The organism is Mycobacterium pseudoshottsii JCM 15466, from assembly GCF_003584745.1.
Classification (GTDB): Bacteria; Actinomycetota; Actinomycetes; order Mycobacteriales; family Mycobacteriaceae; genus Mycobacterium; species Mycobacterium marinum.
In genome coordinates this window covers 5,747,443-5,770,385 of sequence record NZ_AP018410.1, presented here as the reverse complement: position 1 = coordinate 5,770,385, position 22,943 = coordinate 5,747,443, and the positions used below count along the sequence as shown (strand labels likewise).

Annotated in this window: 15 protein-coding genes and 3 pseudogenes; 10 read left to right on the top strand and 8 right to left on the bottom strand. The window is 65.9% G+C overall.

The window, feature by feature from the left end:
- The first annotated feature begins 34 nt into the window (after positions 1-34).
- From MPSD_RS26435 to MPSD_RS26410, 6 genes and pseudogenes are all read left to right on the top strand, one after another.
- Complete coding sequence (locus tag MPSD_RS26435) at positions 35-664, top strand: TetR/AcrR family transcriptional regulator (RefSeq protein WP_020785655.1); 630 nt, start codon at positions 35-37, stop codon at positions 662-664.
- Positions 661-1,485, top strand: a pseudogene (locus MPSD_RS26430) (hypothetical protein). The gene MPSD_RS26435 and the pseudogene MPSD_RS26430 overlap by 4 nt, the downstream one beginning before the upstream one ends.
- A gap of 110 nt (positions 1,486-1,595) precedes the next feature.
- Complete coding sequence (locus tag MPSD_RS26425; RefSeq protein ID WP_020785657.1) at positions 1,596-2,351, top strand: 5'-methylthioadenosine/adenosylhomocysteine nucleosidase; 756 nt, start codon at positions 1,596-1,598, stop codon at positions 2,349-2,351.
- Positions 2,352-2,708: 357 nt separating this feature from the next.
- Complete coding sequence (locus MPSD_RS26420; protein WP_011742353.1) at positions 2,709-3,194, top strand: SRPBCC family protein; 486 nt, start codon at positions 2,709-2,711, stop codon at positions 3,192-3,194.
- A gap of 101 nt (positions 3,195-3,295) precedes the next feature.
- Positions 3,296-4,099 carry an SDR family NAD(P)-dependent oxidoreductase gene (locus MPSD_RS26415; protein WP_012392248.1) on the top strand — a complete coding sequence of 268 codons (804 nt, stop codon included), beginning with the start codon at positions 3,296-3,298 and terminating at the stop codon, positions 4,097-4,099.
- Between the two features lie 150 nt (positions 4,100-4,249).
- The gene (locus MPSD_RS26410; protein ID WP_051153763.1) at positions 4,250-7,093 is read left to right on the top strand and encodes an MMPL/RND family transporter; all 2,844 of its coding nucleotides are present in this window, start codon (positions 4,250-4,252) and stop codon (positions 7,091-7,093) included.
- A 23-nt stretch (positions 7,094-7,116) separates the two neighbouring features.
- On the opposite strand, the gene MPSD_RS26405 is transcribed toward MPSD_RS26410, so the two are convergent.
- The 6 genes and pseudogenes from MPSD_RS26405 to MPSD_RS26385 form a co-directional block, all read right to left on the bottom strand.
- Positions 7,117-11,367, bottom strand: a complete 4,251-nt coding sequence (locus tag MPSD_RS26405) for an AMP-binding protein (protein WP_086085074.1) — start codon at positions 11,365-11,367, stop codon at positions 7,117-7,119.
- Positions 11,364-11,603 (bottom strand): acyl carrier protein, encoded by a 240-nt coding sequence (locus tag MPSD_RS26400; protein ID WP_020785660.1) that lies wholly within the window; start codon positions 11,601-11,603, stop codon positions 11,364-11,366. Before MPSD_RS26400 ends, MPSD_RS26405 begins: the two co-directional genes overlap by 4 nt.
- A 4-nt stretch (positions 11,604-11,607) precedes the next feature.
- The gene (gene fadD10 / locus MPSD_RS26395; RefSeq protein WP_020785661.1) at positions 11,608-13,203 is read right to left on the bottom strand and encodes a fatty acid--CoA ligase FadD10; all 1,596 of its coding nucleotides are present in this window, start codon (positions 13,201-13,203) and stop codon (positions 11,608-11,610) included.
- Positions 13,204-13,231: 28 nt separating this feature from the next.
- Positions 13,232-13,786, bottom strand: a complete 555-nt coding sequence (locus MPSD_RS26390; RefSeq protein ID WP_020785662.1) for an FcoT family thioesterase — start codon at positions 13,784-13,786, stop codon at positions 13,232-13,234.
- A pseudogene (locus tag MPSD_RS28520) lies at positions 13,783-13,917 on the bottom strand (TauD/TfdA family dioxygenase); the annotation flags it as partial. The gene MPSD_RS26390 and the pseudogene MPSD_RS28520, both read right to left, overlap by 4 nt.
- Positions 13,918-15,105 (bottom strand): annotated as a pseudogene (locus MPSD_RS26385) (PPE family protein); the annotation flags it as partial.
- 327 nt (positions 15,106-15,432) lie between these two features.
- On the opposite strand from MPSD_RS26385, the gene MPSD_RS26380 reads away from it, so the two are divergent.
- Both MPSD_RS26380 and MPSD_RS26375 read left to right on the top strand, forming a co-directional pair.
- Positions 15,433-16,242 carry a class I SAM-dependent methyltransferase gene (locus tag MPSD_RS26380; protein WP_015354066.1) on the top strand — a complete coding sequence of 270 codons (810 nt, stop codon included), beginning with the start codon at positions 15,433-15,435 and terminating at the stop codon, positions 16,240-16,242.
- Positions 16,243-16,323: 81 nt separating this feature from the next.
- The gene (locus MPSD_RS26375; protein WP_036426171.1) at positions 16,324-17,037 is read left to right on the top strand and encodes a zf-HC2 domain-containing protein; all 714 of its coding nucleotides are present in this window, start codon (positions 16,324-16,326) and stop codon (positions 17,035-17,037) included.
- Between the two features lie 20 nt (positions 17,038-17,057).
- Here MPSD_RS26375 and MPSD_RS26370 read toward each other — a convergent pair whose 3' ends face one another.
- On the bottom strand, positions 17,058-19,349 hold the full coding sequence (locus MPSD_RS26370) for a heavy metal translocating P-type ATPase (RefSeq protein ID WP_020785665.1): 2,292 nt from the start codon (positions 19,347-19,349) through the stop codon (positions 17,058-17,060).
- A gap of 124 nt (positions 19,350-19,473) precedes the next feature.
- Between MPSD_RS26370 and sigC the strand changes: the two genes are divergently transcribed.
- On the top strand, positions 19,474-20,028 hold the full coding sequence (sigC, locus tag MPSD_RS26365) for an RNA polymerase sigma factor SigC (protein WP_011742342.1): 555 nt from the start codon (positions 19,474-19,476) through the stop codon (positions 20,026-20,028).
- 35 nt (positions 20,029-20,063) lie between these two features.
- Here sigC and MPSD_RS26360 read toward each other — a convergent pair whose 3' ends face one another.
- A complete protein-coding gene (locus MPSD_RS26360; RefSeq protein WP_086085072.1) occupies positions 20,064-20,789 on the bottom strand; it encodes a DUF5134 domain-containing protein in 726 nt (241 codons plus the stop codon).
- A gap of 164 nt (positions 20,790-20,953) precedes the next feature.
- Between MPSD_RS26360 and MPSD_RS26355 the strand changes: the two genes are divergently transcribed.
- On the top strand, positions 20,954-22,930 hold the full coding sequence (locus MPSD_RS26355) for a cytochrome c oxidase assembly protein (protein WP_036426174.1): 1,977 nt from the start codon (positions 20,954-20,956) through the stop codon (positions 22,928-22,930).
- Positions 22,931-22,943 lie beyond the last annotated feature (13 nt).

Here is a 22,943-nt window from a genome sequence, read left to right as displayed (position 1 = left end):
GACAGGTGTCAGTTAATGCTCGTACGGTATCGGTGTGGGCTCGACCGCGTCGACTACCGCGCCGCACTCGCCGCAGCAAAAGGTGCGCGAGGCTCAGCGGCTGCGCAGCCGGGCGCGGGTATTCGATGCCGCGGTCGCCGAGATAGGTCGGCGCGGATTAGCCGGCGCGGATGTGGCGGCGATCGCCGCGGCGGCCGGGGTGGCACGGGGGACGTTCTACTTCCACTTCCCCACCAAGGAGCACGTCTTGGTGGAGTTGGAGCGCGCCGAGGAACTCGCCATTGTGGCAAAGCTGCGCGATCCAACCGCCGATTCCACCGACCTGGTATCGGTATTGAGTTCGCTGGCGCACCAGGTGGTTGCCGTCGAGCGACGGCTGGGCCCGCTTGTGTTCCGGGACATGCTCGGATTGCACTTTGCCCCAACCCGGCCGGTCGAGGACCAGCTGGGCGAACACCCGTTGGCCGAATTCGTCATTGAGACGATCGCGCAGGCGCAGCGGGCGGATCGGGTCCCACCGGATGCCGACGCGGGTGAGCTGGGGGTGATCTTCCTGACCGGTTTGTTCGCGTTGCTGGCCACCGGCGCGACGACGCCGGACGCGCGGACCGCGTTACTGAACCGCTTCGTAACGACCGTTGTTCACGGAATGGAGGCACGATGAGCAGTTCAGGTATCGAGGGCTACCGCGAATATCTGGCCCGACGCGACGGCGAGGCGGACCTGTTGCATCGCCGGCTTGCCACCCGGGAAGAGTTCTTTGCAGCGCTAGTAGCCGAGCCCATTCGCTCGGCGCGCCGCGTCGATCGGCAGGTGTTCCTGCGCAACCTGCGGCGGCGTCGACCCGAGCCGGGACTCGACCGGGCGATGTTGTTCTTGCTGGCCACCGCCAAGCTGAACCAGGCTGAGCGGTTTGGGGTGAACCTGGGCGAAACCTACGGAGTCAACAGCGGTGCCGACCTGCCGCCGGAGCGGGTCTACGTCGAACTCGAGGAGCACTATCACACTCGGCTGCTGGCGTACGTGCTGGACATGTTTGGTCTGCCGTTCCAGGTGATTGCGCCACCGTTGCTGGTGCGCCAGTTCGTCAAGATGAGCGTGTTCCTGCCGGATCGACTCGCATTCCCAATCGTGGGCGCGGGCGAGATGGCGGGTTGCATCATGTTCGACGAGCTGCGACGCGCCGGAGTCGAACTGTTCGCCGACGAACCGGCGGTGGCGGCCCGGATCGAGCGCCTCTACAGCGAGATACTCACCGACGAATTGGCCCACGTCGGCTACTGCGCGGCAAGCTGCAACGCCGCGGGCCGGGCCACGATGCGCCGGCTGTACCCCGTTGTCGGACGGTTCTTCGCTCGCTAGACCTACGAGATAAGTCTGCTCGTCGATGTGGCGAAGTTTCGGGCCCGCCTGGACCGGCCGTTCGACGTCGACGAGCTCGCCGCCGGCCTGACAAACGAAACCTTTGTAGCCGCGCTGCCCTGATAGACCGGCCGAGCCCGCTTTGGCCTGTCGCTACAATCGCGGTCAGGTTTTTGGGCCACCGGTGGAGTTGGCCGGCGATGGGAGATTGACTTGCAGGGCAACGGTTCACGGTGACGATAGGTGTTATCTGCGCGATCCCGCAGGAATTGGCCTATCTGCGCACCAATCTGGTCGCCACCGATCAACAGGAGATCGCCCAAATTTGTTTCTATGCCGGTCAACTGGGGGATCGGCGGGTGGTGCTGACCGCGGCCGGAATGGGCAAAGTAAACGCCGGCCTGGTCGCCACCCTGCTAGCGGACCGATTCGATTGTCACACCGTGATTTTCACCGGGGTCGCCGGAGGACTGGACCCGGCGTTGTCCATCGGCGACATCGTTATCGCCGATCGCGTGGTGCAGCATGATTGTGGGTTGCTCACCGATGACGGACTGCAGCCCTACCAGCCCGGCCACGTCCCGTTCATCAAACCCACCGAACAGCTGGGCTATCGGGTGGACCCGGAACTGCTGGATCGGGTCAAACACCGCCTCGAGGACTTCACCCTGCCAGCGCTGTCGGCCGCCGCCGGGGGCGGAGCCCGCCCACCGCGGATCAACTACGGAACCATCCTCACCGGCGACCAGTATCTGCATTCCGCGCGCACCCGGGACCAGCTCTACAACGACTTTGCCGGCATGGCCATCGAGATGGAAGGCGGTGCGCTGGCTCAAGTATGCGAGTCCTTTGCCATTCCCTGGCTGGTCATCCGCGCGCTCTCCGACCTCGCCGGCGCCGGTTCCGGGCTGGATTTCAATCGGTTCGTCGACGAGGTTTCGGTCAGCTCGGCCCGGATGTTGCTGCACCTGCTGTCGGTGGTGGACTGAACCATCCGCGGGTGCGGCTCGGCGCGGGTGGTGCCCGTCGCGACACATACCTGATGTACAGGAAACGCCGCGGCTCGTCGCAGTGACGTATATCTGGGCGCTCGCACATAAGAGGTCTGCCCGAAGGCAGATCCCCGTCTTCTGACGGTGGGTCAAGCAGGCCCTTGCGGGCCTCGCCCAAAAATGGGCTTACTGCACTTCGGACAGACCACCAGGTTGCCCTGGTAACAATCAGTATTTCAGCGAAACAACGGCTCGTCGATGGCCAAAGGTCCCCACCAGGATCGGCCCAAAGTCACCTCACCGATTGCCAGCCGCGGTACCCGCGCCGAGCCGGCGCAGTGTTTGGATGGGTAGGTGGTTGATACCGACGCCCCGCTGCCCGACCGCTCCGAACGTGTGGTGAGTGCCACCCGCGAAATTGCGGCCGGCGCGGCGCAAATATTCGAGCTGATCGCCGACCCGTCTCGCCAGCCCGACTGGGACGGCAACGACAATCTTGCCCACTGTGCCGCGGGACAACGGGTACACCGGGTCGGCGATGTCTTCCGCATGACGCTGACCCTGGGCAGCGTGCGCGAGAACCACATCGTCGAGTTCACCGAGGCCCGGTTGATCGCCTGGCGCCCATCAGAACTCGGAAAAACGCCGCCCGGTCATCTTTGGCGCTGGGAGCTCACCCCGATCAGCGGTACCCGCACCCTGGTCACCCACACATACGACTGGACGGAGCTGTCCGACCCGGCGCGGTTCCCCCGGGCGCGGGCCACCACCACCGTGCAGCTGCGCGCTTCGCTGGACCGCCTCGCGGGGCACGCCGAGGCCGCTGCGGCCGGCGACTGATCACCGGGCCACCACCGGGAACCCCGGCCGGCAAATGCCCCGAGTCGGCCCAGTTGCCGCGGCTTTCCCTATCCGGCCCAGTGGCCCGGTACGGTCACCCTATGGCTCTCCCACCACCAGGAAAAGACCGCGCCGCCATCGTCACCGGCGCCTCGTCGGGCATCGGCGAGGAATTCGCCCGGATCCTTTCCCAGCGTGGCTACCAGGTGGTGTTGGTGGCCCGCAGCGCCGACCGCCTCGAAGCCCTCGCGGGACGGTTGGGTTCGGATACCCACCCGCTGCCCGCCGATCTGTCTGTGCGCAGCGACCGCGCCGGCCTGGTCGACCGGGTGGCGGCGCTGGGCCTGGTGCCCGACATCCTGATCAACAACGCGGGGCTGTCGACGCTGGGTCCGGTGGCGAAATCGGTTCCCGAACAGGAACTCAACCTGGTCGAGGTCGATGTGGCCGCGGTGGTCGACCTGTGCAGCCGGTTTCTGCCGGCCATGGTCGAACGCGGGCGAGGCGCGGTGCTCAACGTGGCGTCGGTGGCCGGATTCGCCCCCCTGCCCGGGCAGGCGGCCTACGGTGCGGCCAAGGCGTTCGTGTTGTCCTACACCCACAGCCTGCGCGGCGAACTGCACGGCAGCGGAGTTTCGGTGACGGCGCTGAGCCCGGGACCGGTGGACACCAGCTTCGGCGACGTAGCCGGGTTCACCCAGCAGGAAACCGAGAGCTTGCCCAAGATCATGTGGAAGTCCGTCGATCAGGTGGCGCAGGCCGGCATCGACGGTTTGGCAGCCGGCAAGGCCGTCGTCGTCCCCGGTCTTGCCAACCGCATCTCGGCCGAACTGATCCGGGTAACGCCACCGGATTGGATGGGCTCGATCATGGCCCGCATCCACCCCGCCATGAAGCGCCAGTGAGCGCAGCGCAATGAGTTGTCCTCGAGTTGTGCTTCGGTAGCGTGCGGGCGGGGTGCCCACTTTCGATAGGGTGAAGACCGCGTGAGTACCACACAGTCAGTGCCCGGCCAGACCGGCACCACTGCGGCCGAACGGCCATTTGTCGCCAGGATGATCCGCACCCTCGCGGTGCCGATCATCCTGTTCTGGTTGGCGGTGGTGGTCCTGCTCAGCGTGTTCGTCCCATCACTGGAAGTGGTCGGACAAGAGCGTTCGGTGTCGCTGAGCCCCACCGACGCGCCGTCGGTCGTGGCCCTCAACCGCATCGGCCACGTCTTCAACGAAGGCGAAACCGACAGCGTGGCCATGATCATCCTGGAGGGCGACAAGCCCCTCGGCGACGATGCCCACAAGTTCTACGACGGGCTGATCCGCAAGCTGCGCGCCGACAAGAAGCATGTGCTGAGCATCCAGGACTTCTGGGGGGATCCGCTGACGGCGGCGGGCGCCCAGAGCAACGACGGCATGGCGGCCACTGTCCAGGTGCGCCTGGCCGGCAAGCAAGGTGAGCTGCTGGCCAACGAATCCGTCGAGGCGGTCCGCAAGATCGTTGACGCCACCCCGGCCCCACCCGGGGTGAAGGCCTACGTCACCGGTGGGCCGGCCATGGCCGCGGATCTACACAAGAGCGGCGACCGATCCATGGCCAAGATCACCCTGACCACGGTCGCGGTGATCCTGATCATGCTGCTGTTTGTCTATCGATCCCCCGTCACGGTGTTCTTGCTGCTCGTCACGGTGGGCCTGGAACTGACCGCGGCGCGCGGGGCCGTCGCGCTGCTCGGCCACAGCGGATTGATCGGGCTTTCCACCTTTGCGGTCAGCCTGCTCACGTCACTGGCGATCGCCGCCGGAACCGACTATGGGATATTCATCGTCGGTCGCTACCAGGAGGCCCGGCAGGCCGGTGAAGACCGCGAATCGGCCTTCTACACCATGTACCGCGGCACCGCCCATGTCATCCTGGGCTCCGGTCTGACCATCTCCGCGGCAACGTTTTGCCTGAGCTTCACCCGGATGCCCTATTTCCAGACGTTGGGCATCCCCTGTTCGGTGGGGATGCTGGTGGCCCTGCTCGTCGCATTGACGTTGGCGCCGGCCGTCCTTGTCGTCGGCGGCCGGTTCGGCGCGTTCGACCCCAAACGGGTGCTGCAGGTACGCGGCTGGCGGTGGGTCGGCACGGCCATCGTGCGCTGGCCGCTGCCCATTCTCGCCGTCACGTGCGCCGTCGCGCTGGTCGGTCTGATCACCCTGCCCGGCTACCGGCCCAGCTACAACGACCGGGCCTACCTGCCCAGCTTCATCCCCGCCAATCAGGGCCTCGCGGTCGCGGACCGCCACTTCTCCCAGGCGCGGATCAACCCGGAGATCCTGATGATCGAGTCGGATCACGACATGCGCAACCCCACCGACTTTCTGGTGCTGGACAAGCTGGCCAAGGGCATATTCCGGGTTCCGGGCATCTCCCGCGTGCAGGCCATCACCAGGCCTTCCGGAACAACCATGGATCACACCACCATCCCGTTTCGGCTCAGCATGCAAAACGCCGGTCAGGTGCAGTCGTTGCACTACCAGCGCGCGCGGATGAATGACCTACTGACCCAGGCCGACGAGATGGCCAAGACGATTGCGCTGACCAGGCGCATGTACGAACTGTCGTCGCAGCTGGCCGACAACACCCACCGGATGGTCGGCGACACCATCGAGATGCAGCAGATCACCAACGAACTGCGGGACAAACTCGCGGATTTCGACGACTTCTGGCGTCCGATCCGCAGTTACCTCTACTGGGAGAAGCACTGCTACGACATCCCGAACTGCTGGACATTCCGGTCTCTCTTCGACGCACTGGACGGTCTGGATCAGATCGACGAGAAACTCGACGTGATGGTCGGTGACCTCGAGAACGTGGACCGGCTGATGCCGCAGATGACCGAGACGTTCCCGCCGATGATCGAATCCATGGAACACATCCGGACCATGATGCTGACCATGCACAGCACCATGTCGGGCATGGTCGACCAGATGACCGAGCTCAGCGAGAACGCCAACGCGATGGGCAAGGCGTTCGATACCGCCAAGAACGACGACTCGTTCTATCTGCCGCCAGAAGTGTTCGAGAACGCGGACTTCAAACGTGCGATGGGAAGCTTCCTGTCGCCGGACGGGCACGCGGCTCGCTTCATCATCTTGCACCGCAGCGACCCCGCCTCGGCCAGCGGCATCGCCAGTATCGACAAGATCCGCACCGCGGCCGAGGAGTCACTCAAGGGGACTCCGTTGGAGAACGCCACCATCTACCTGGCCGGGGTGGGCGCCATCTTCAAGGACGTCTCCGAGGGCGCGAAATGGGATCTTCTGATTGCCGGAATCGCTTCGCTCTGCCTCATTTTCGTCATCATGCTGATCCTCACCCGCGCGCTGGTGGCTGCCGGCGTGATCGTGGGTACGGTCGCGATTTCACTTGGCGCCTCGTTCGGATTGTCGGTATTGCTGTGGCAACATATCATCGGCATGCCGTTGCACTGGCTGGTGATCGCGATGTCGGTCATCGTGCTGCTGGCCGTGGGGTCGGACTACAACCTGTTGCTGGTCTCCCGGTTCAAACAGGAAATCCCCGCCGGCATCAATACCGGCATCATCCGATCCATGGGCGGCACCGGCAAAGTCGTGACCAACGCCGGGCTGGTGTTCGCGTTCACCATGGCATCCATGGTGGTCAGTGACGTGCGGATGATCGGACAGGTGGGCACCACCATCGGTCTGGGGCTGCTGTTCGACACCTTGGTGGTGCGGGCGTTCATGACCCCGGCCATTGCTGCGCTGTTGGGTCGGTGGTTCTGGTGGCCGCTGCGGGTGCGCTCACGACCTGACCGCGGAGCCATCCAGCGAGCCGCCCAGAGCGACACCGAGCCGGCGCCGGTGGAGAGTGCCCCGGCCACCGCCGGGAGTTAGATCGCCGGGACTCGGGTGGAGGGCTAGGCCAGTGCGGGTCTTGGCGGCTGTGCGCACCCTTGCTCCAGCAAGGCCCGCAGCGCCGTTGGCGGTGCGGCGATCTCGGCGACGGTTCCGACTTGCAGGGGGATGCTCGGGTAACCGGCCAGGTATTGCGAGTAGGAGCGCGCACCCAACCTCATGCCGAGGCTGACCCGCGCGTCGACCACCAACCACCGTTGCGGATTTCTTCTCGCCCAGTCGCTTTGGTCCAGCCGGTGCTTCCACTCGGCGGCGTCGATTTCATCGAGTGCATAGCCGCTGAGAAGTTCGCGGTATTGCACCGCCGCGCCGCGCACGACGGTGATTCCGTGACCCAGCCCGGCGGCGCCCGAGAATTGCGGCAACAGCCCCAAAATCGCCTGCGCGGCGGCTCGGCCAGTAGTGACCTCTTCGGTCAAAGTCAGGGTCGGGAAGGCACGCAATGCCATACAGGCATCGACCACCGAAACCAGGATGTCGGCGGACTCGCGCAACTGGTAGTCCTCGCCGAGCACCCGGGGCAGGCGCACGATGGTGAAATCCAGAGCCGGCGATGATGCGGCAACGATCAACTCCGCGAGTGATTTTGACGCCGCGTATGGATAGGGCGACATGCGGGGGTCGGTGACTCGCGGCGCGGTGACATCAGCACTGATGACGAACGTCGACAGGTGCACCAACCGCACATCCCGTTGTGCGCACACCTGCGCAACCGTGGAAACCAGCTCAACGTTGGCGGCCCGGAGGCCGCGGTAGGGCACCAGCACGTTGGTGTTGCCGATGCAGTTGATCAGGGACCGTGCGCCGGTGTCGCGTATCAGGGCATCGAGGTCCGCCGCGTCCAACGCTGCGCCGAGTTGTTCGATCCGGATCCCTTCGAGATCCCGCAGGGCCGACCACGGGCCATGCTCGGGGGGCTTTGACCTACTGGCCAAAACTATTTCCGGACAGGCTAGTCCGGCCTGCTTGCGCTGCAAGACGGCGCGGGCAAATCCGGTGCCGACAATTCCGGATGCCCCGAGCACGACGATTGGTGCCGCGGCCCGGTCGTGCGGCGGCGGCTCGGCACCCAACGGCTGCGGGGTGCACTGGCTCCCCAACGACACCAGGTCACGCTCGATCGCGGCGGCCGTTTCAGCGTCGAGCCAACCATCGGTCGCGGGCGCGGCCGGGTTTGAGCCCAGGTCGCAAACCAGGTTCGCGGCGGTATCGGCACTGATCAGCTCCAGCACCGAGAGGTGCCGACCGAGATACCTGCGAGTGTCGGGCAGGATCCTGATGAGATCCAATGAGCCGATTCCCGCACCGAGTAGCGATGAGTCCGCAGCGAGGGGCCTTCCGAGGTGGCAACTCCACACGCGCGCGAGGCCGGCCGCGCTCTCGCCGGCCTCGGCGTCCCTTGGTACCGCGTCGGCGAGTTGCGGCAGTGTGTGCAGCCTTGCGCCATCGACCTTCCCATTTGGCTTGCGAGGGATACTCGGCACGGCGACAACAAAGAACGCGGGCACTCCCAGGCTTGCCAGGGCGAGCCCGATCCGTCCCGCGGTCGCACCGTCCTCGGCGGCTTCGCGGGTCCGCTCGGTTTCGAACCACACCCCCAGACGGCCGTCATGAGGCTCGATGGCGACATCGCAGACCGTAGGGTCAGCGCTGATGCGCCTGGGGACCGCGGCGGTGTCGACCCGCTTGCCGGCGACTTTGACGATGGTGTCTTTGCGTCCGGCGAAGACGGGAAAGCCTTCTTCGTCGATGGTCACTCGGTCAGCGGTGGCAAACGCGCGCAGTTGCGATCCGTCGCCGGGGGCCACGGCACCGAAGCTGCTGTCATCGATCCCGAGATATCCGTCGCTGACCAAGGGCCCGGCGATGACCACCTCGCCGAAGGCGATGAACACGGTATTGGGCACCATCGGCAGGCCCACCCTGAGCCGAGTGTGTGCGGCGGCCGCGATGCCGTCGTAGACGATGGGAAGGTGTGTGGCGACCACCGTTGCTTCGGTCGGACCGTAGCTGGAGACAAGTGAGATCGGTGCCAAGGCGGGGGAGTTGACCCACTTGTCGACGGTGCTGGTGCGGATGGATTCGCCGCCGATGACGATCTGGCGCAGCCGCGAACGGCCGATGACGTCGACGGCGTCGCCGTCCTCGCACAGCAGGTGCCACACCGCGGTCGGCAGGTCGACGACCGTCGGCCCCAAGGCGTGGATATCGCGCGCCAGACCGCCCAAGTCGCCGGTCTTCATGGCCGCGGATCGGACCAACTCCGCCCCGCAAACAGCGGCGCCAAAGATTTCCTCAACGCTGATGTCCGCCGTCAAGGGCGCGCATTGCAGGATGGTGTCTTGGCTGTTCCAGCCGTAGCTGGGGCCGATTGCGGCACAGAAGGCAGCGAGTGACCCATGCGATATCCGCACCAGCTTGGGCTGCCCGGTCGTCCCCGACGTGGGCATGATGTACGCCGCCTTGGTGGCCAGCAGGGGATCTCGTGCCACCTGGTCAAGGCGCTGGTCAATGCGCTCCTGCAGGGCGTGATCCGGGACCGCCCCGAGCCGGACCGCGGCCACGTCGACCGGGTGCGCCGAAATCCCTTCACAGTGCTCACCAATTGTCTTGGCTCGTAACGAAAGATCGTCGACCGACTCGCACATGCTGTAGCCGCACCCCGCGAGGTGACAGGCCAACAACAGATCAACGGTCTTATCGGTGTTGTCGTCGGCGCACACCAGCACATCACCGGGCGCCACCCCATGGCACACCAGCCAGCCGACCCACGGGTAGACCTGGCGACGCCGGTCCAGAAACTGGCGCAGGCCCGGTGCCGCATCGACAAACCACGCAGGTGCCGACGGTGGCCGCGGTCGCCCCGCGGTCTCGGTGCGGCAGGGGAGGCCGTCGGCGCCCACCTCGAACCACTCGTTGGCGGTCATGGCGATCGGCTGATCCCACAGCGCCGCCATCGATTCCAACGCCGCGCCGATACGAGCGGCGACCCCGGCGCCGGTGTTGCGCTCGGGCAGATCGGCTCGGTCCCAGATCGCCAGGTTGAGGGTGTGCCGTTGTTCGTCGAGCACGCATGCCACGGTGGTGCCCTCGATCGGGCCGATCTCGGTCGCAACGGGTGCTTCCGACAGGAACGGGCGAAGGCCGGGCGCACATGATTCGCGGATGAAATTCAGCGTCAGGGCCTGCACATGAGAGGTCCGGTTGATTGCCAGATACATTCGGCGGTAATGCTCTTCACGAATCCATCGGCGTCGCACCGCCTTGACGTAGCCGCGGTCAAGGTCGCGGACCACCTCCCGCACCGACGCGAAAGGCCGAAATCGGAGGGCGTGCGCAACCGAGTTGACCAGGCACGTGGCGACATTGAGTTCGGGGTCGCCGAACCGGTTGTCCACGGCGTGCACCAGCAGGCTCTCGGTGCTCTGCCAAAGCCCCGCCTGCACCGCGACCGCGGCCGCCGCCACCAGAACGTTGAGCGGTACTTGTTGAGCCTCCGAGAGGGCACGCAGGGCGTCATAGGCTGGGCCGCAGAGGGCGATCGACTCTTGCAGGACGCCCTTGGCCGCGGCCCCGGAGGTACCGCTGGCGCCTTGCGCACCCCCACCCTGGCCGGCCTCGGCGGTGAGCTCGCGCTGCACGGCGTCGGCTTGTCGCCGTAGTGCTTCGGCCACCTTGGCCGTTTCACGAAGATGCGCGGCCGCCAGCTTGGCCAATCCTTGGCTGAGGGTGGGCATTTCGCCTACCCCGGCGGGTTCGAGGCTGGCCGCCAGAAAGTGCGCCAGATCGGCCTCAATGATCCCGGTCGCCCCGCCGTCAAGCAGGATGTGGTGGGTGTGAACGTCGAGACCGCAAACATTGCCGCCCTCGTCGGTCGAGACGGTATAGCGCACGAGCGGCCTGTCCAGGATGCCCGAAGACCAGGTGTGCTCCAGATCGGCGCCCGGCCCGTCCGGTTGGCCCTGGGCGGCCGAGCGTACGAGCACAAGGTCGCTGAATTGCAGCCGCGGCACCAGCTGTGGGTAGTCCGCGCCCGTCGCGGCCATCTGCAGAACGCACAGCTGAACGGGGTTGTTGAGCACCGATGCTTCCAGCGCGACAAGAAAATTCGACAGCGCCAGCGGGTGAAACCGATAGCGCTTGCCGATCAGATACAGCGCGGGGTCGTTGTCCTGGAGCACCCCGTTGTACAGGTTCTGCTGCGATTTGCTTAGCGGAATGGCCTCCGCGCAGCCTACTTCGGGCGCGGTCACGTAGGACTTTCCAGTTCGGACTGCGACAGCTCCGAAACCCAGCCCTCGATCGAGAGGTTCTCGGCCAATCGGGATGGCAGTTCGGCCTCTCGGTCCACGCCCAGCCGCTTCATCAGCAGCACGAACCTGACGGAGTCGAGTCCCAGATCCCTGAGATCGGTAGCGTCGCCGTCGATCAGATCCGTTTCGTCGATGTAGAGCACGTCACAGACGGCGAGCAGGATCCGTTCGCGCACCGGGTCAGCCACCGGTTTGGACCTGATTCGCCTCCGCCGCCAGCGACGTGCGCATCACCTTGCCCGACTGTGTTCGCGGAATCTCGCTGACGATCACGATTGTCGACGGCCGCGCCACCGATTCGGACTCGCGGCGATAGTGAGCCGCAATCGTGTGCTTGAGTTTGCGGGCCGCTGACGCGTCCACGTCGGTGGCAGCTACCACGGCCAGGCCCACCAGCGCCCCGAATTCCGGATCGGGGATCTCGAAGCAAGCGGCCTCGCGGACGCCCGGAACGCCCTCCGCAATGCGATCGACCTCGTCGGGGGCGATGTTCACGCCGCCCGAGATGATCATCTCCGAGGACCGCCCCTTGATGTAGAAGAAACCATCCTCGTGGCGCTCCAACAGATCGTCGGTGTTCACCCAGCCGTCGATCAGGACCTCTTGGGTACGTTGAGGATTGCTCCAATACCCCAACATGTTTGCCGGCGACTTGATCCACAGCGTGCCGAATGACGCGGAAGGGCCGGCGCCCGGGGCGTTGGGGCCGGCGCCGTCCGCTTCGTCGTCGGCCGCCAGATAGACCTCCACGCCGGGGTAGGGGCGGCCCACCGCGCCCGCCTCGATCTTGGCAATCGAGCCATCGTCTGTCGGCAAACATAAAGCTGTGCAGCCTGTTTCGCTCAGCCCGTAGACCTGTGCGGTGCGAACACCGGTGGCTTCGATGAACCGCACATCGGCGGCGATCGCCCGCGAACCGCCGTACCCGAGTAGCCGCAGCGATGGAACCGTTGTAGCCGCGGACTTCAACTCCGAAACCAGTTTCGAAAGCAGGGTCGGCACCAGGCATGTGGTGTTGACGGCGTTGGAGTTCAGAATCTGCATCAGCGAAGGGGTGTTCTCACCACCGGTGATGCACAACCCTCCACGCATCAAACAGGTAAGTATCCACCACAACCCACCGATGTGGGTTGCCGGCAGCGGGGAGTAGGTGGTTTCGCCGTCGACCCAGGTGACCCAGTTGAGCCCCTCGTTGCGCAAGATGTCCGGTACGGCGAAGAAGGTGCGGTTGGCCAGCAGCACCGCCTTTGGTTCGCCGGTGGTGCCGCTGGTGAAGATCATCGCCAGCGGATCGTCGGCGCCAAGCCCGGGCTCGGTCGCCGGACGATCCGTATCCGGCGAATGGGCGAACTCCCCGGTGCCAGAGCCGATGTCGACCCGGATAGCGGGTATCGCGGCGAGGCCTTCGGGTAGCGACGAGGACCCGACCTTGCTCCCGGGCGCGATCAGAACCGCGACGGGGTCGGTGATCTGACAGAACCGATCGATGGTTGCCGGCGGAAGATTGCCGTCGGCCATCACGGCGATGGCACCAAGCTTCGCGCAGGCCAGCACCGCTAGGTAGGTCTCGGGTCCATTGTCCGAGATAACCAGTACCCGTGATCCTCGCGATGCCGACTGCGCACGGAGCGCGCCGGCGTAGCGATCCACTTCGGCGGCCAGCTCGCCATATGGCAGCGCACTCGTGCCATCGCAGCGGCGTAAGGCGATCGCCTCGGGCCGCCGCTGAGCCTGCTCGATGATCCGTTCCAGCACGGTAGCGGGTAAGTCGGACATAGCTCTAAAGCGCTTTCCTTCCAGCGATCTAGGGGATGTTCAGGGCCGCCAGTTCGACCTCGCCGGAGGCGGCTCCACCATCCTCGTCCCAAAACTCGATGGCGCACGGTACCAGGAGATAGCGCCACGTCCGTTGGACAAACTGCAGATTTCGGCATTGCAGCCGTGCGGAGAATTTCGCGGGGTTGATGGGCCGGTTGAAACGTGATGACGAGTTCCTGATGAACATGCTGGCGAGTTGATGCTGGAAGTAGTCCTCCAGCGACCAGCCCCGCAGTTGCGGAATCTCCTCGTTGGCAACGGCGGGCGCGAAGGCGCTGTATGCGAGTTGGTTGAAGCAGAGAATCAGTTCAACCGCATTGAAGTGACCGGTGCTGCGGATATAGGCGGACTCGCTGATCGTGAAATTCCCATAGGCCAGCACCGAATCGTCGTCGGCGTGGTACCGGGCGTCGAGCAGGTAGCGACACCCCTTGTAGGAGTAGGGCTCGAGAACCCGGGCGAGCAGATCCTCGGCGATCGCAGTGGTGCCGGCGGACTCGACAGCGGCGTGAGCGGGCGAGGTCAAATCGGTGGTGCTCATGCCGGGTAGCCCGGCGTCTCGAGACCATCCAGCATGGTCAGGCGGTAGGTCGTGAGGGTGCCCGAGGCCGTCCCGTGCTTTGCCCGGTGCATGAGAACTCGGTTGTCCCACAAGATGATGTCCGGTTCTTGCAGGAATTCGTCGCGGTAGCCGCGCACCCCCACCCTGTTCTTGCTGCGCTTTCTGCGACTGGCTCGGCTGCTGCTCAGCGCGGCTGGAGCGGCGGCGCGGGTGGTGTCGGTGGCGGTGGCGGCCGCGCCGCTGGTGGCCCCGGGGCCCGAGCTCACCCCCGGGGGTGCGGGGCCCAACACCGCGTAGCTGATCGCGGGTGAACTGGGCGGGCTGCCGGTGGGGGCGGGGGAGGGGGCGCTGGGTGCGGGGCTGGTGGCTTGTGGGCTTGGCGGGGCGGACGCCGACGCCGCCGGCGTCAGACCAACGACCGGTTGCGGGCCGGCCAGGTCGGCCACACTGCGCTCCGCGGGAGCGGCAACGGGTGCCGTTATCGGCGTTCTGTTCGCCAGGTAGGCCAGCGCACTCAAGGCGCTCAACGCGCTGAGCGCGGGAGTGAAGAAGGGAAGCAGTAGCAACCCGTACGAGGCGTAGTACGGGTACCAAAGAAAGTCGTATAGCTGCAAAGCGATGATGGCGAGGATGACCGCGACCGCCGGGCTGAAGCCCATCCGCTGGAAAAACTCCAGGAAATACTTGTACGGATCGGCAAGGAAACTCAGGATGTCCCTCAACAGCTGACCGATCCAACTCCCGATGCCCGACGCGGCGGCCTGGCTCTCGCCGCCGGGCCGCAGGATGGACGGCGCCGGTGGCGTGGGTGGTACCGCCGCGGCCGCGACCTCACTGACTGCCTGATAGGTGGTCATGGTCTCGGCGGCTTGAACCCACATGCGGACGTAGTCGGCCTCGTTGAGCGCGATGGGGATGGCGTTGATGCCGAAGAAGTTGGTCACCACCAGCACGCCGTGGATGGCGTGGTTAGCGGCCAGCTCTGCGAGCGTGGGCATGGCGGCTACGGCGCTGCTGTAGCCGGCGGCCGCGATCCTGTGCTGCGCGGCGGTTACCGAGCTATCGATCGCGGCCTGCTCCAGCCAGATCAGGTAGGGGCCATGCGCGGCCAACCACTGGTGGGCGGCGTATCCCTGCCAACTGGTGGCTTGAACCTCGGCCAGTAGCTGGGTCAACTCGACAACGGCAGCGCTGTATTGCGCGCTCAGCTCTTGCCACTGTGCGGCGGCAGCAAGCAGCGGTCCCGGGCCTTGGCCCGCGCTCAACAGGGCCGAGTGCACCTCGGGAGGTATGGCCATCCATATCGGGGCGGTCAGGGCTTACCCTCTCCTGCGTAAGCGTGGTGCGCGCGCCGTGGGCGGGCTGACGCTGGTTGGCTTTACCAGGGTTAGTCGGGGCGAGTGAGCAAAAAGTTCCCACCGTGGCGGCCGTGGTTCTGAATCCGGGTTGGGCAGGTCTTGCCGGAGGAGCGCGGCGCACCCTGGTTGGGCGGGGCAAGCCGGTCATTTCGCGAGGTCAGGTGAATCCATCTGGTCGGCAGCGGGTTCGGAATCAGCCGTCGTCACCCGTCGTCACCCGTTGCGGGGAGGGCGCTGCCGCACCTTGGTGCCCTATATTGTGCAGCCATGCCAGTCATTGACGCCCGTCATCTCGACGGCATATCCGAAACTGCGTTGCTGACCCTGCATCAGCGCGCGACCGAGGCCGCCCGGCCCGATGCCATCATCGACGACCCGATGGCCATCGCCCTGCGCAATGACATCGACTACCCCTACCACCACTTCGGCCGTACTCACCAAGCTACCGCCCTGCGTGCCTTGGCATTTGACAACAGCACCCGGGATTTTCTGCGGACCCGCCCCGGCGCCACCGTGGTCGCACTGGCGGAGGGGCTGCAGACCAGTTTCTGGCGTCTCGACAATGGTGAGCTGAACTGGCTTTCGGTAGACCTGGCGCCGATCGTGCGGCTGCGTGAGCAGCTGCTTCCCGCCTGCGACCGACTTCGCTACTGCGCTCAGTCCGCGTTCGACTACTCGTGGATGGAGCAGGTGGACGACACCAACGGCGTGCTGATCACCGCCGAGGGGCTGTTCCAGTACCTGCGCCGTGATGTGGTGTTCGAGCTGATCGCGGCCTGCGCCAAACGATTTCCCCATGGCCAGCTGGTTTTCGACAGCATCCCTTGGCTGTTGAGCGTGTATTCGCGCCGGCGCGGGTTCAAGCTCAGTGAGCACTACACGGCGCCCCCGATGCCGTTTTGGTTCACCGCCGACCACTATGACGAACTGCGCGCCATCCCCGGTGTTCGCGCGGTCCGTGAGTTGCCGGCGCCGGCGGGCCGCGGAAGGTTCTTGCGCTGGGCACTTCCGGTGGCGTACCGGCTGCCCGGGTTGGGCCGGTTGCGGGCCCCGGTGACGCTGGTCGAATTCGGCTGACTCGGCAGCGCAAGTTCGCGCCGAGCCGCCGCGAAACGAACACCCGGGAACAATTCGTCGGCAATACGCGACTATTAGGTCATGGATTGCGAGGTGGCGCGCGAAGCGTTGTCGGCCCGACTCGACGGCGAGCGAGAACCGGTGCCCTCGGCGAGAGTCGACGAGCACCTGGATGAGTGCGGTGCCTGTGGTCTCTGGTTCGAACAGGTGGCCGGCCAAGCTAGCCGTCTGCAGCGCCTGATCGAATCCCGGCCGGTCATCGGGGCGGTTGATCTGGCCGGGATTCGGCCGACGCCGCAGCCGCGGGAACGCAAACGAATGAGCTGGCAGCGCTGGGCACTGTTGTGCGTGGGGATCGCGCAGGTCGCCGTGGGAATCGTGCAAGGACTGGGCTTCAGCCTCGGCCTGGGCCACCACTATGTGATCGGGTCGGGCAACCATCTGCTCAACGAGTCCACGGCGTGGACGATCGCGCTGGGTGTGGCCATGGTGGTCGCGGCGATATGGCCGGGCGCCGCCGAGGGACTCGCCGGTGTGCTGATGGTCTTCGTGGCGGTTTTGAGCGTCTATGTGGTTGTGGATGCGCTGTCCGGTGCCGTGACGACTTCGCGGGTCCTGACCCATCTGCCGGTGCTGTTGGGCACCGTCCTGGCAATCATGGTGTGGCGAAGCCGCGGTGCTCCTCGGCCGGCGCCGGACGTGTTGGCAGACGAGCCCGATATCGTTCTGCCGCAGAACGCATCTCGCGGACGTCGCCACGGCCACCTGTGGCCCACCGACGGATCGGCGGCCTGATCAGGCGCTGCGGCGCAGGATCACTCGGTGGCGCCGGGTTCGGTTGTGGACGTTGTCGTCTGGCTGGTGGCGGCACCGAAGTTACGCAGCTGCAGGCTGTTTGAGACGACAAAGAACGATGAGAACGCCATCGCGGCGCCGGCGACAACTGGGTTGAGCACACCGGCCGCGGCGATGGGGATGGCCGCGATGTTGTAGCCGAATGCCCAGGCCAGGTTGAGTTTGACGGTGCGCATGGTCGCGGCGGCAAGGCCGAGCGCCAGGGGCACGACGTCGAGGTTGTCGCGAACCAGGATGATGTCAGCGGCGCCGATCGCAACGTCGGTGCCACGCCCCATGGCCATTCCCAGATCGGCGCTGGCCAGTGCGGGACCGTCGTTGATGCCGTCACCGACCATGGCGACGACATGGCCGCGGTCACGCAGTTGTTCGATTACGTCGACTTTGCCTTCGGGCAGAATGTTGGCGATCACCTCGTCGATGCCGACCCGGTCGGCCACGGCGGCCGCCGATGCCGGGTTGTCACCGGTCAAAAGCATGGTCCGGAGCCCGCGTTCGCGCAGCGCGGCTACCGCATCGGCCGCCGAGTCCTTGACGGCGTCGGCCACCGCGATGACCCCGCACGGTGCACCGTCGATCTCGACGAATACAGCCGTCTCACCCAGGGACTCGGCGTTGCGCCGAGCGGCGCGCAAGGCCGTGTCACTCGAGGAGGAACCGATCCAGGACGGCTTACCCACCCGCACCGAGCGCCCGGACACGGTACCGCTGACGCCGCGCCCGGGTATGGCGCGGAATTCGGTGACGGTGTCGTGCTGGGTGGTCGCCGCGGCGATTGCCAGGGCCACCGAGTGCTCGGACGCCGCCTCCACCGTGGCGGCGATGGCGAGCACCTCGTCTGCGTCCCAGCCCGGTGCGGCCACCACCGCACTGACTTTGAGCTGCCCCGAGGTCAGTGTTCCGGTCTTGTCGAAGACGACGGTGTCGATGGATCGGGTGGCTTCCAGGGATTGATAGCCCTTCAGGAAGATGCCGAGTTGGGCACCGCGGCCAGAGGCGACCATCATCGCCGTCGGCGTCGCCAGGCCCAGGGCGCACGGGCAGGCGATGACCAGGACGGCAATGGCGGCGGAAAAGGCGCGGTCGGGTGAACCGCCGGCCAGTAGCCACCCGGCCGCGGTCAGTGCGGCGATGACAAACACGCACGGAACGAACACCGAGGCGATCTGATCGGCCAGGCGCTGTGCGTTGGCCTTTTGCGCTTGCGCCTGCTCGACCAGCCGGACCATTCCGGCGAATCGGGTGTCGGCGCCCACCGCCGCGGCCTCCACGATCAACCGGCCGTCAAGCACCACGGTGCCGCCGATGACCTGGCCGCCGGGACGCACCCGGGTGGGTTTGGCCTCGCCGGTCATCGTGCTCATGTCGACCGCGGCCGAACCGTCCAGGACGAGGCCGTCGGCGGCGATGGTCTGTCCGGGGCGCACCACGAAGCGATCCTGCTCTTGGAGTTCGTCGGCGGGGACCACCAGCTCTGACCCATCCGGCTGCAGGACGGCAACCTCCTTGGCGCTTAGCGCCGCCAACGCCCGCAGCGCGCTGCCCGCCTTCGACTTGGCGCGGGCCTCGAAATACCTTCCGGCCAGCACGAACACCGTGACGCCCGCGGCGACCTCAAAATAGATGGCGTCGCTGCCCAACAGCGCCTGCCAGATGCCCTTGCGGTCGGCGAGCTGGTGGCTACCGAACACGGTGTACAGCGACCAGATCGTGGCGGCGGTGATGCCCACCGAGATCAGCGTCTCCATGGACGCGCCGTGGTGGCGCGCGTTGCGTAGCGCGATGCGGTGAAACGGCCACGCCGCCCATGTCACGACCGGCAGAGCCAGCGCTGTGAGCACCCACTCCCAGCCGGTGAAACGAGTGCTGGGCACCACCGCGAACATCACCGAGAGATCGGCCAGCGGCACGAACAGCACGGCCGCGACGGCTAGCCGGATCAGCAGGTGGCGAGCATGCTCAGCATCGGGATCGCCCGCGCCCTGACCGTCGTCCGGCTGCACCTCGGCTTGGTAACCGGCCTGCTGGATCACCTCGCACAGCGCAGCGGCGTCGACGTCCTCGCCGGCCTCCACGGTCGCCGTGCGGGTACCGAAGTTCACCGATGCCCGAACCCCCGGCACCTTGTTGAGCGTCGACTGGACCTTGCGGGCGCATGCGAAGCAGGACATGCCGGTGATCCCGAGTTGGAACCGCTGGACCTGTTGGTCGCGCTCCAAGTGCTTGTCGGTCGTCACGATCGTCGTTGACATCGTGGGGCTTGACCTCCTGCTGATCTGTGGCTTGCCGATGCAAGCTTCTCCCCACACAGGTCGTTGTCGCTAGCCCAGGAGTTCCCTGGCCGTTGCGCGAATCTATGGCCTACGCTCAACGATCGTGGTCACCGGCGGCGCTGATGAGCAAATCACTGTCCTGGCCATGGCCGCCGGACGTGGTGATCGGGCCGCGCTTGCGGAATTCATCGAGGCCACACAGCGCGATGTGTGGCGGCTGGTCGCCTATCTCAGCGATCCGGCCTGCGCCGATGACCTGACGCAAGAAACGTTTCTGCGGGCGATCGGTGCCCTGCCGCGCTTCGCCGGTCGGTCTAACGCCCGCACTTGGCTGTTTTCGATCGCCCGTCGCGTGGTTGTCGATCAGATCCGCTACAAGACGCGCCGGCCCCGCCCGGCGTATGTCGCCGACCTCGGCGAAGCGCTTGGGCAAGCTCGTCGCGGCAGCCGGTTCGAGGACATCGTTGAGATTCGGCTCCTGCTCGACGGGCTTGACGAGAAGCGCCGCGAAGCACTGATCTTTACGCAGGTCTTGGGCCTCTCATACGCCGAAGCGGCGCAGATTTGTGGTTCGCCCATCGGCACCATCCGCTCTCGCGTGGCACGGGCCCGCGACGATCTGTTGCGGGCTGCCCGAGAGGGCGAGCGGGCTGGATAGTTCGAGGCGTTCGCTGGCCGGCCGTCGGGGCGGTCCTAGATGCCGAACACCATGGCGGCGAAAGCGATCGCCATTCCCGCCGCCATCATCGCCCGTCCGGCGTGGGTCAGGCAGCTGCGCCAGGACTCCGTCCCGGCGCGTGGCCGCGCACGCACCGACATGACCGCCCAAATGATCGCGGCGATGGCAAACGCCAACAACCAAAACCAATTGACGGCGCTGACCCAGCCCGGCGCGGTGGCACCGGCGGCCATGTCGGTCCCCGACATGTGCATACCGGGCATCGAGGTGCCGGGCGCCATCGTTTGATGCGCGGCCGGGCAGGCCAGGAGCTGGTCGCTCATCGCGACGTACATCCAGGCCATGGCCAGCATCATCAATGCGTGGTAGCTGCATCCCACGAGCGCGGTGATGGTCTTGGCCCGAAGCGCGGTGAGCGTGGCGAACCAGCCGGCTGCCAGCAGAAAGAACACCGCGGGACCGGTCGTCGGCAACGCCGCTCCCACGGGCCAGAGCATTACGACCATCGCAATCGCCATCACCAAGTGCAACCCATTGCTGACGACCGAGGTCCACGCCCGCTGTTGGGTGACCGTCGGGGCTCCGGAGAAGGCTGAAGAGGCTGGAAGGGCTGAAAATGTCGAAAGCGCCGGAAGCGCCGGAAGCGCCGGAAACGCTGAAAGGGCTGAAAGGGCATAGTCGGCACCGCTGAACACGAACAGTCCGGTGGCCAGCCAACGAATCAGCAGGTCATTGATCATGTGGACTCACTTGCCGGGGTGTGGGGCGGTCACGGTGTCGCTCTCGGGCTCGGCGGCGATGGCCACCGCAGGATATGCGGTCCATGCTCTATAGGTCGCTACCGGCCGATCCGAGGTTCCCGGCCAAACCTGTGTGCTACGACATCCAGTCGTAAGCTCGAGGGATGGATACTGACGGGCCTGGTGTGGTTGCGTCTTCTGCTGCGCCGCCGTCCCGGTCCGGCTCGCTGACGTCGGTCTGGCTACTGCTGGGCCTGCTCGCCATCTCGGCAGTACTGGCGAGCTACGGGGTGGTTTCCGGCGTGCGGCGCTATGCCACGGTGGGCAATCCCTACCCCGGTTGGTTTCTGAGTGCCGCCGAGCCGACCGGCTACTTTCTCGCGTCTTTGTCCGGCGCTGTCTGTCTTGGCGGTTTGATCTATGTCGTCATGATGTCGCGGCCCGAGCACGACGGCCTGATCGATGCGGGTGCATTCCGAATTCACCTTGTAACAGAACGGGTTTCAGTTGCGTGGCTGGTTCTGGCTGCGTCGATGGTGGTGGTCCAGGGCGCCCACGACTCCGGAGTGTCGCCGATCAGGCTGCTGGCCAGCGGGGCGGTGCGCGACGCCATCGCAACCTCGGAGATCGCGCGCGCCTGGATTGTCGTCACCATTTGTGCCCTGGTGGTCGCGGTGGCGTTGCGCCTCAACACCCGTTGGGTCGCTCATGTCGTGCTGCTCATCCCCACCGTGATTGCGGTGATCGCGACGGCCGTGACCGGCAATGCGGGACAGGGGCCCGACCACGACTTTGCGACCAGCGCGGCGATCGTCTTTGCGTTGGCGGCTGCCACGTTGACCGGTCTGAAGGCCGCGACGGCGCTGACCGGGGCGACGCCGACCCGCGCCGTCCAACTGATGCAGGTGGCTTGCGGTGCGCTTGCGGTGTCCTACGGTGCGGTGCTGCTCTACCTGTTCGTTCCCGGCTGGGACTTCGGTTCCGAGTTCGCCCGAATCGGTCTACTGGCCGGGCTCTTGCTGGTGCTGGTGTGGGTGTTCGACTGCTGGCAGCTCTTCGTCCGGCCGCCACGATCGACGCGCGGCGCCACCGCGGCCCCACTGGCGATGATGGCGGTGCTGGCGGCGATCGGCGCGATGGCCGTTCAGACCGCGCCACGGTTCGTTGCCCATCAATTCACTGCGTGGGACGTCTTTTTGGGATATGAACTGCCGCAACCGCCCGATGTGGGCAGGTTGATCACCCTGTGGCGGTTCGACAGTTTGGTCGGGGTTGCCGGGGTGGTGCTGGCCGCCGGATATGTGGCCGGCTTCGTCCGGCTGCGTAGGTGGGGCCATGCTTGGCCCGTCAGCAGGCTGGTGTCCTGGCTGATCGGTTGTGCCGTATTGGTGATCACGAGTAGCTCGGGCGTGCGGACCTACGGGTCGGCGATGTTCAGCGTCCATATGGCCGAACACATGACGCTGAACATGTTCATTCCCGTGCTGCTGGTGCTGGGTGGGCCCGTCACGCTGGCGCTACGGGCATTGCCCGCCGCCGGTGAGGGACAGCCGCCCGGGCCCCGCGAATGGCTGACATGGCTGCTGCATTCGCGGGTGACGGCCTTCTTCTCACACCCGATCATCGCGCTCATCCTCTTTGTGGCCTCGCCGTACATCGTCTATTTCACGCCGCTTTTCGATACCCTCGTCCGGTATCACTGGGGCCACGAGTTCATGGCCGTGCACTTTCTGATCGTCGGGTACCTCTTCTACTGGGCCATCATCGGTATCGACCCGGGGCCCCGGCGGCTCCCCTATCCCGGACGTATCGGGCTGCTCTTTGCGGTGATGCCGTTTCACGCGTTCTTCGGCATCGCGCTGATGACAATGAATTCGGCGATCGGCGATACGTTCTACCGTTCGGTCATTCTGCCCTGGCTGGCCAGCATCGAATCCGATCAACACCTTGGTGGTGGAATCGCCTGGGGCGCAACTGAGCTACCGATCATCATCGTGATCGTGGCGTTGGTGGCCCAGTGGGCGCGCCAGGACCGTCAGGTGGCTGCCCGCCAGGATCGCCATGCCGACAGCAGCTACGCGGACGACGACCTGGAGGCCTACAACGCGATGCTGCGCGAATTGGCGCGGATGCGGGAGTGAAGGCGGGGACGGA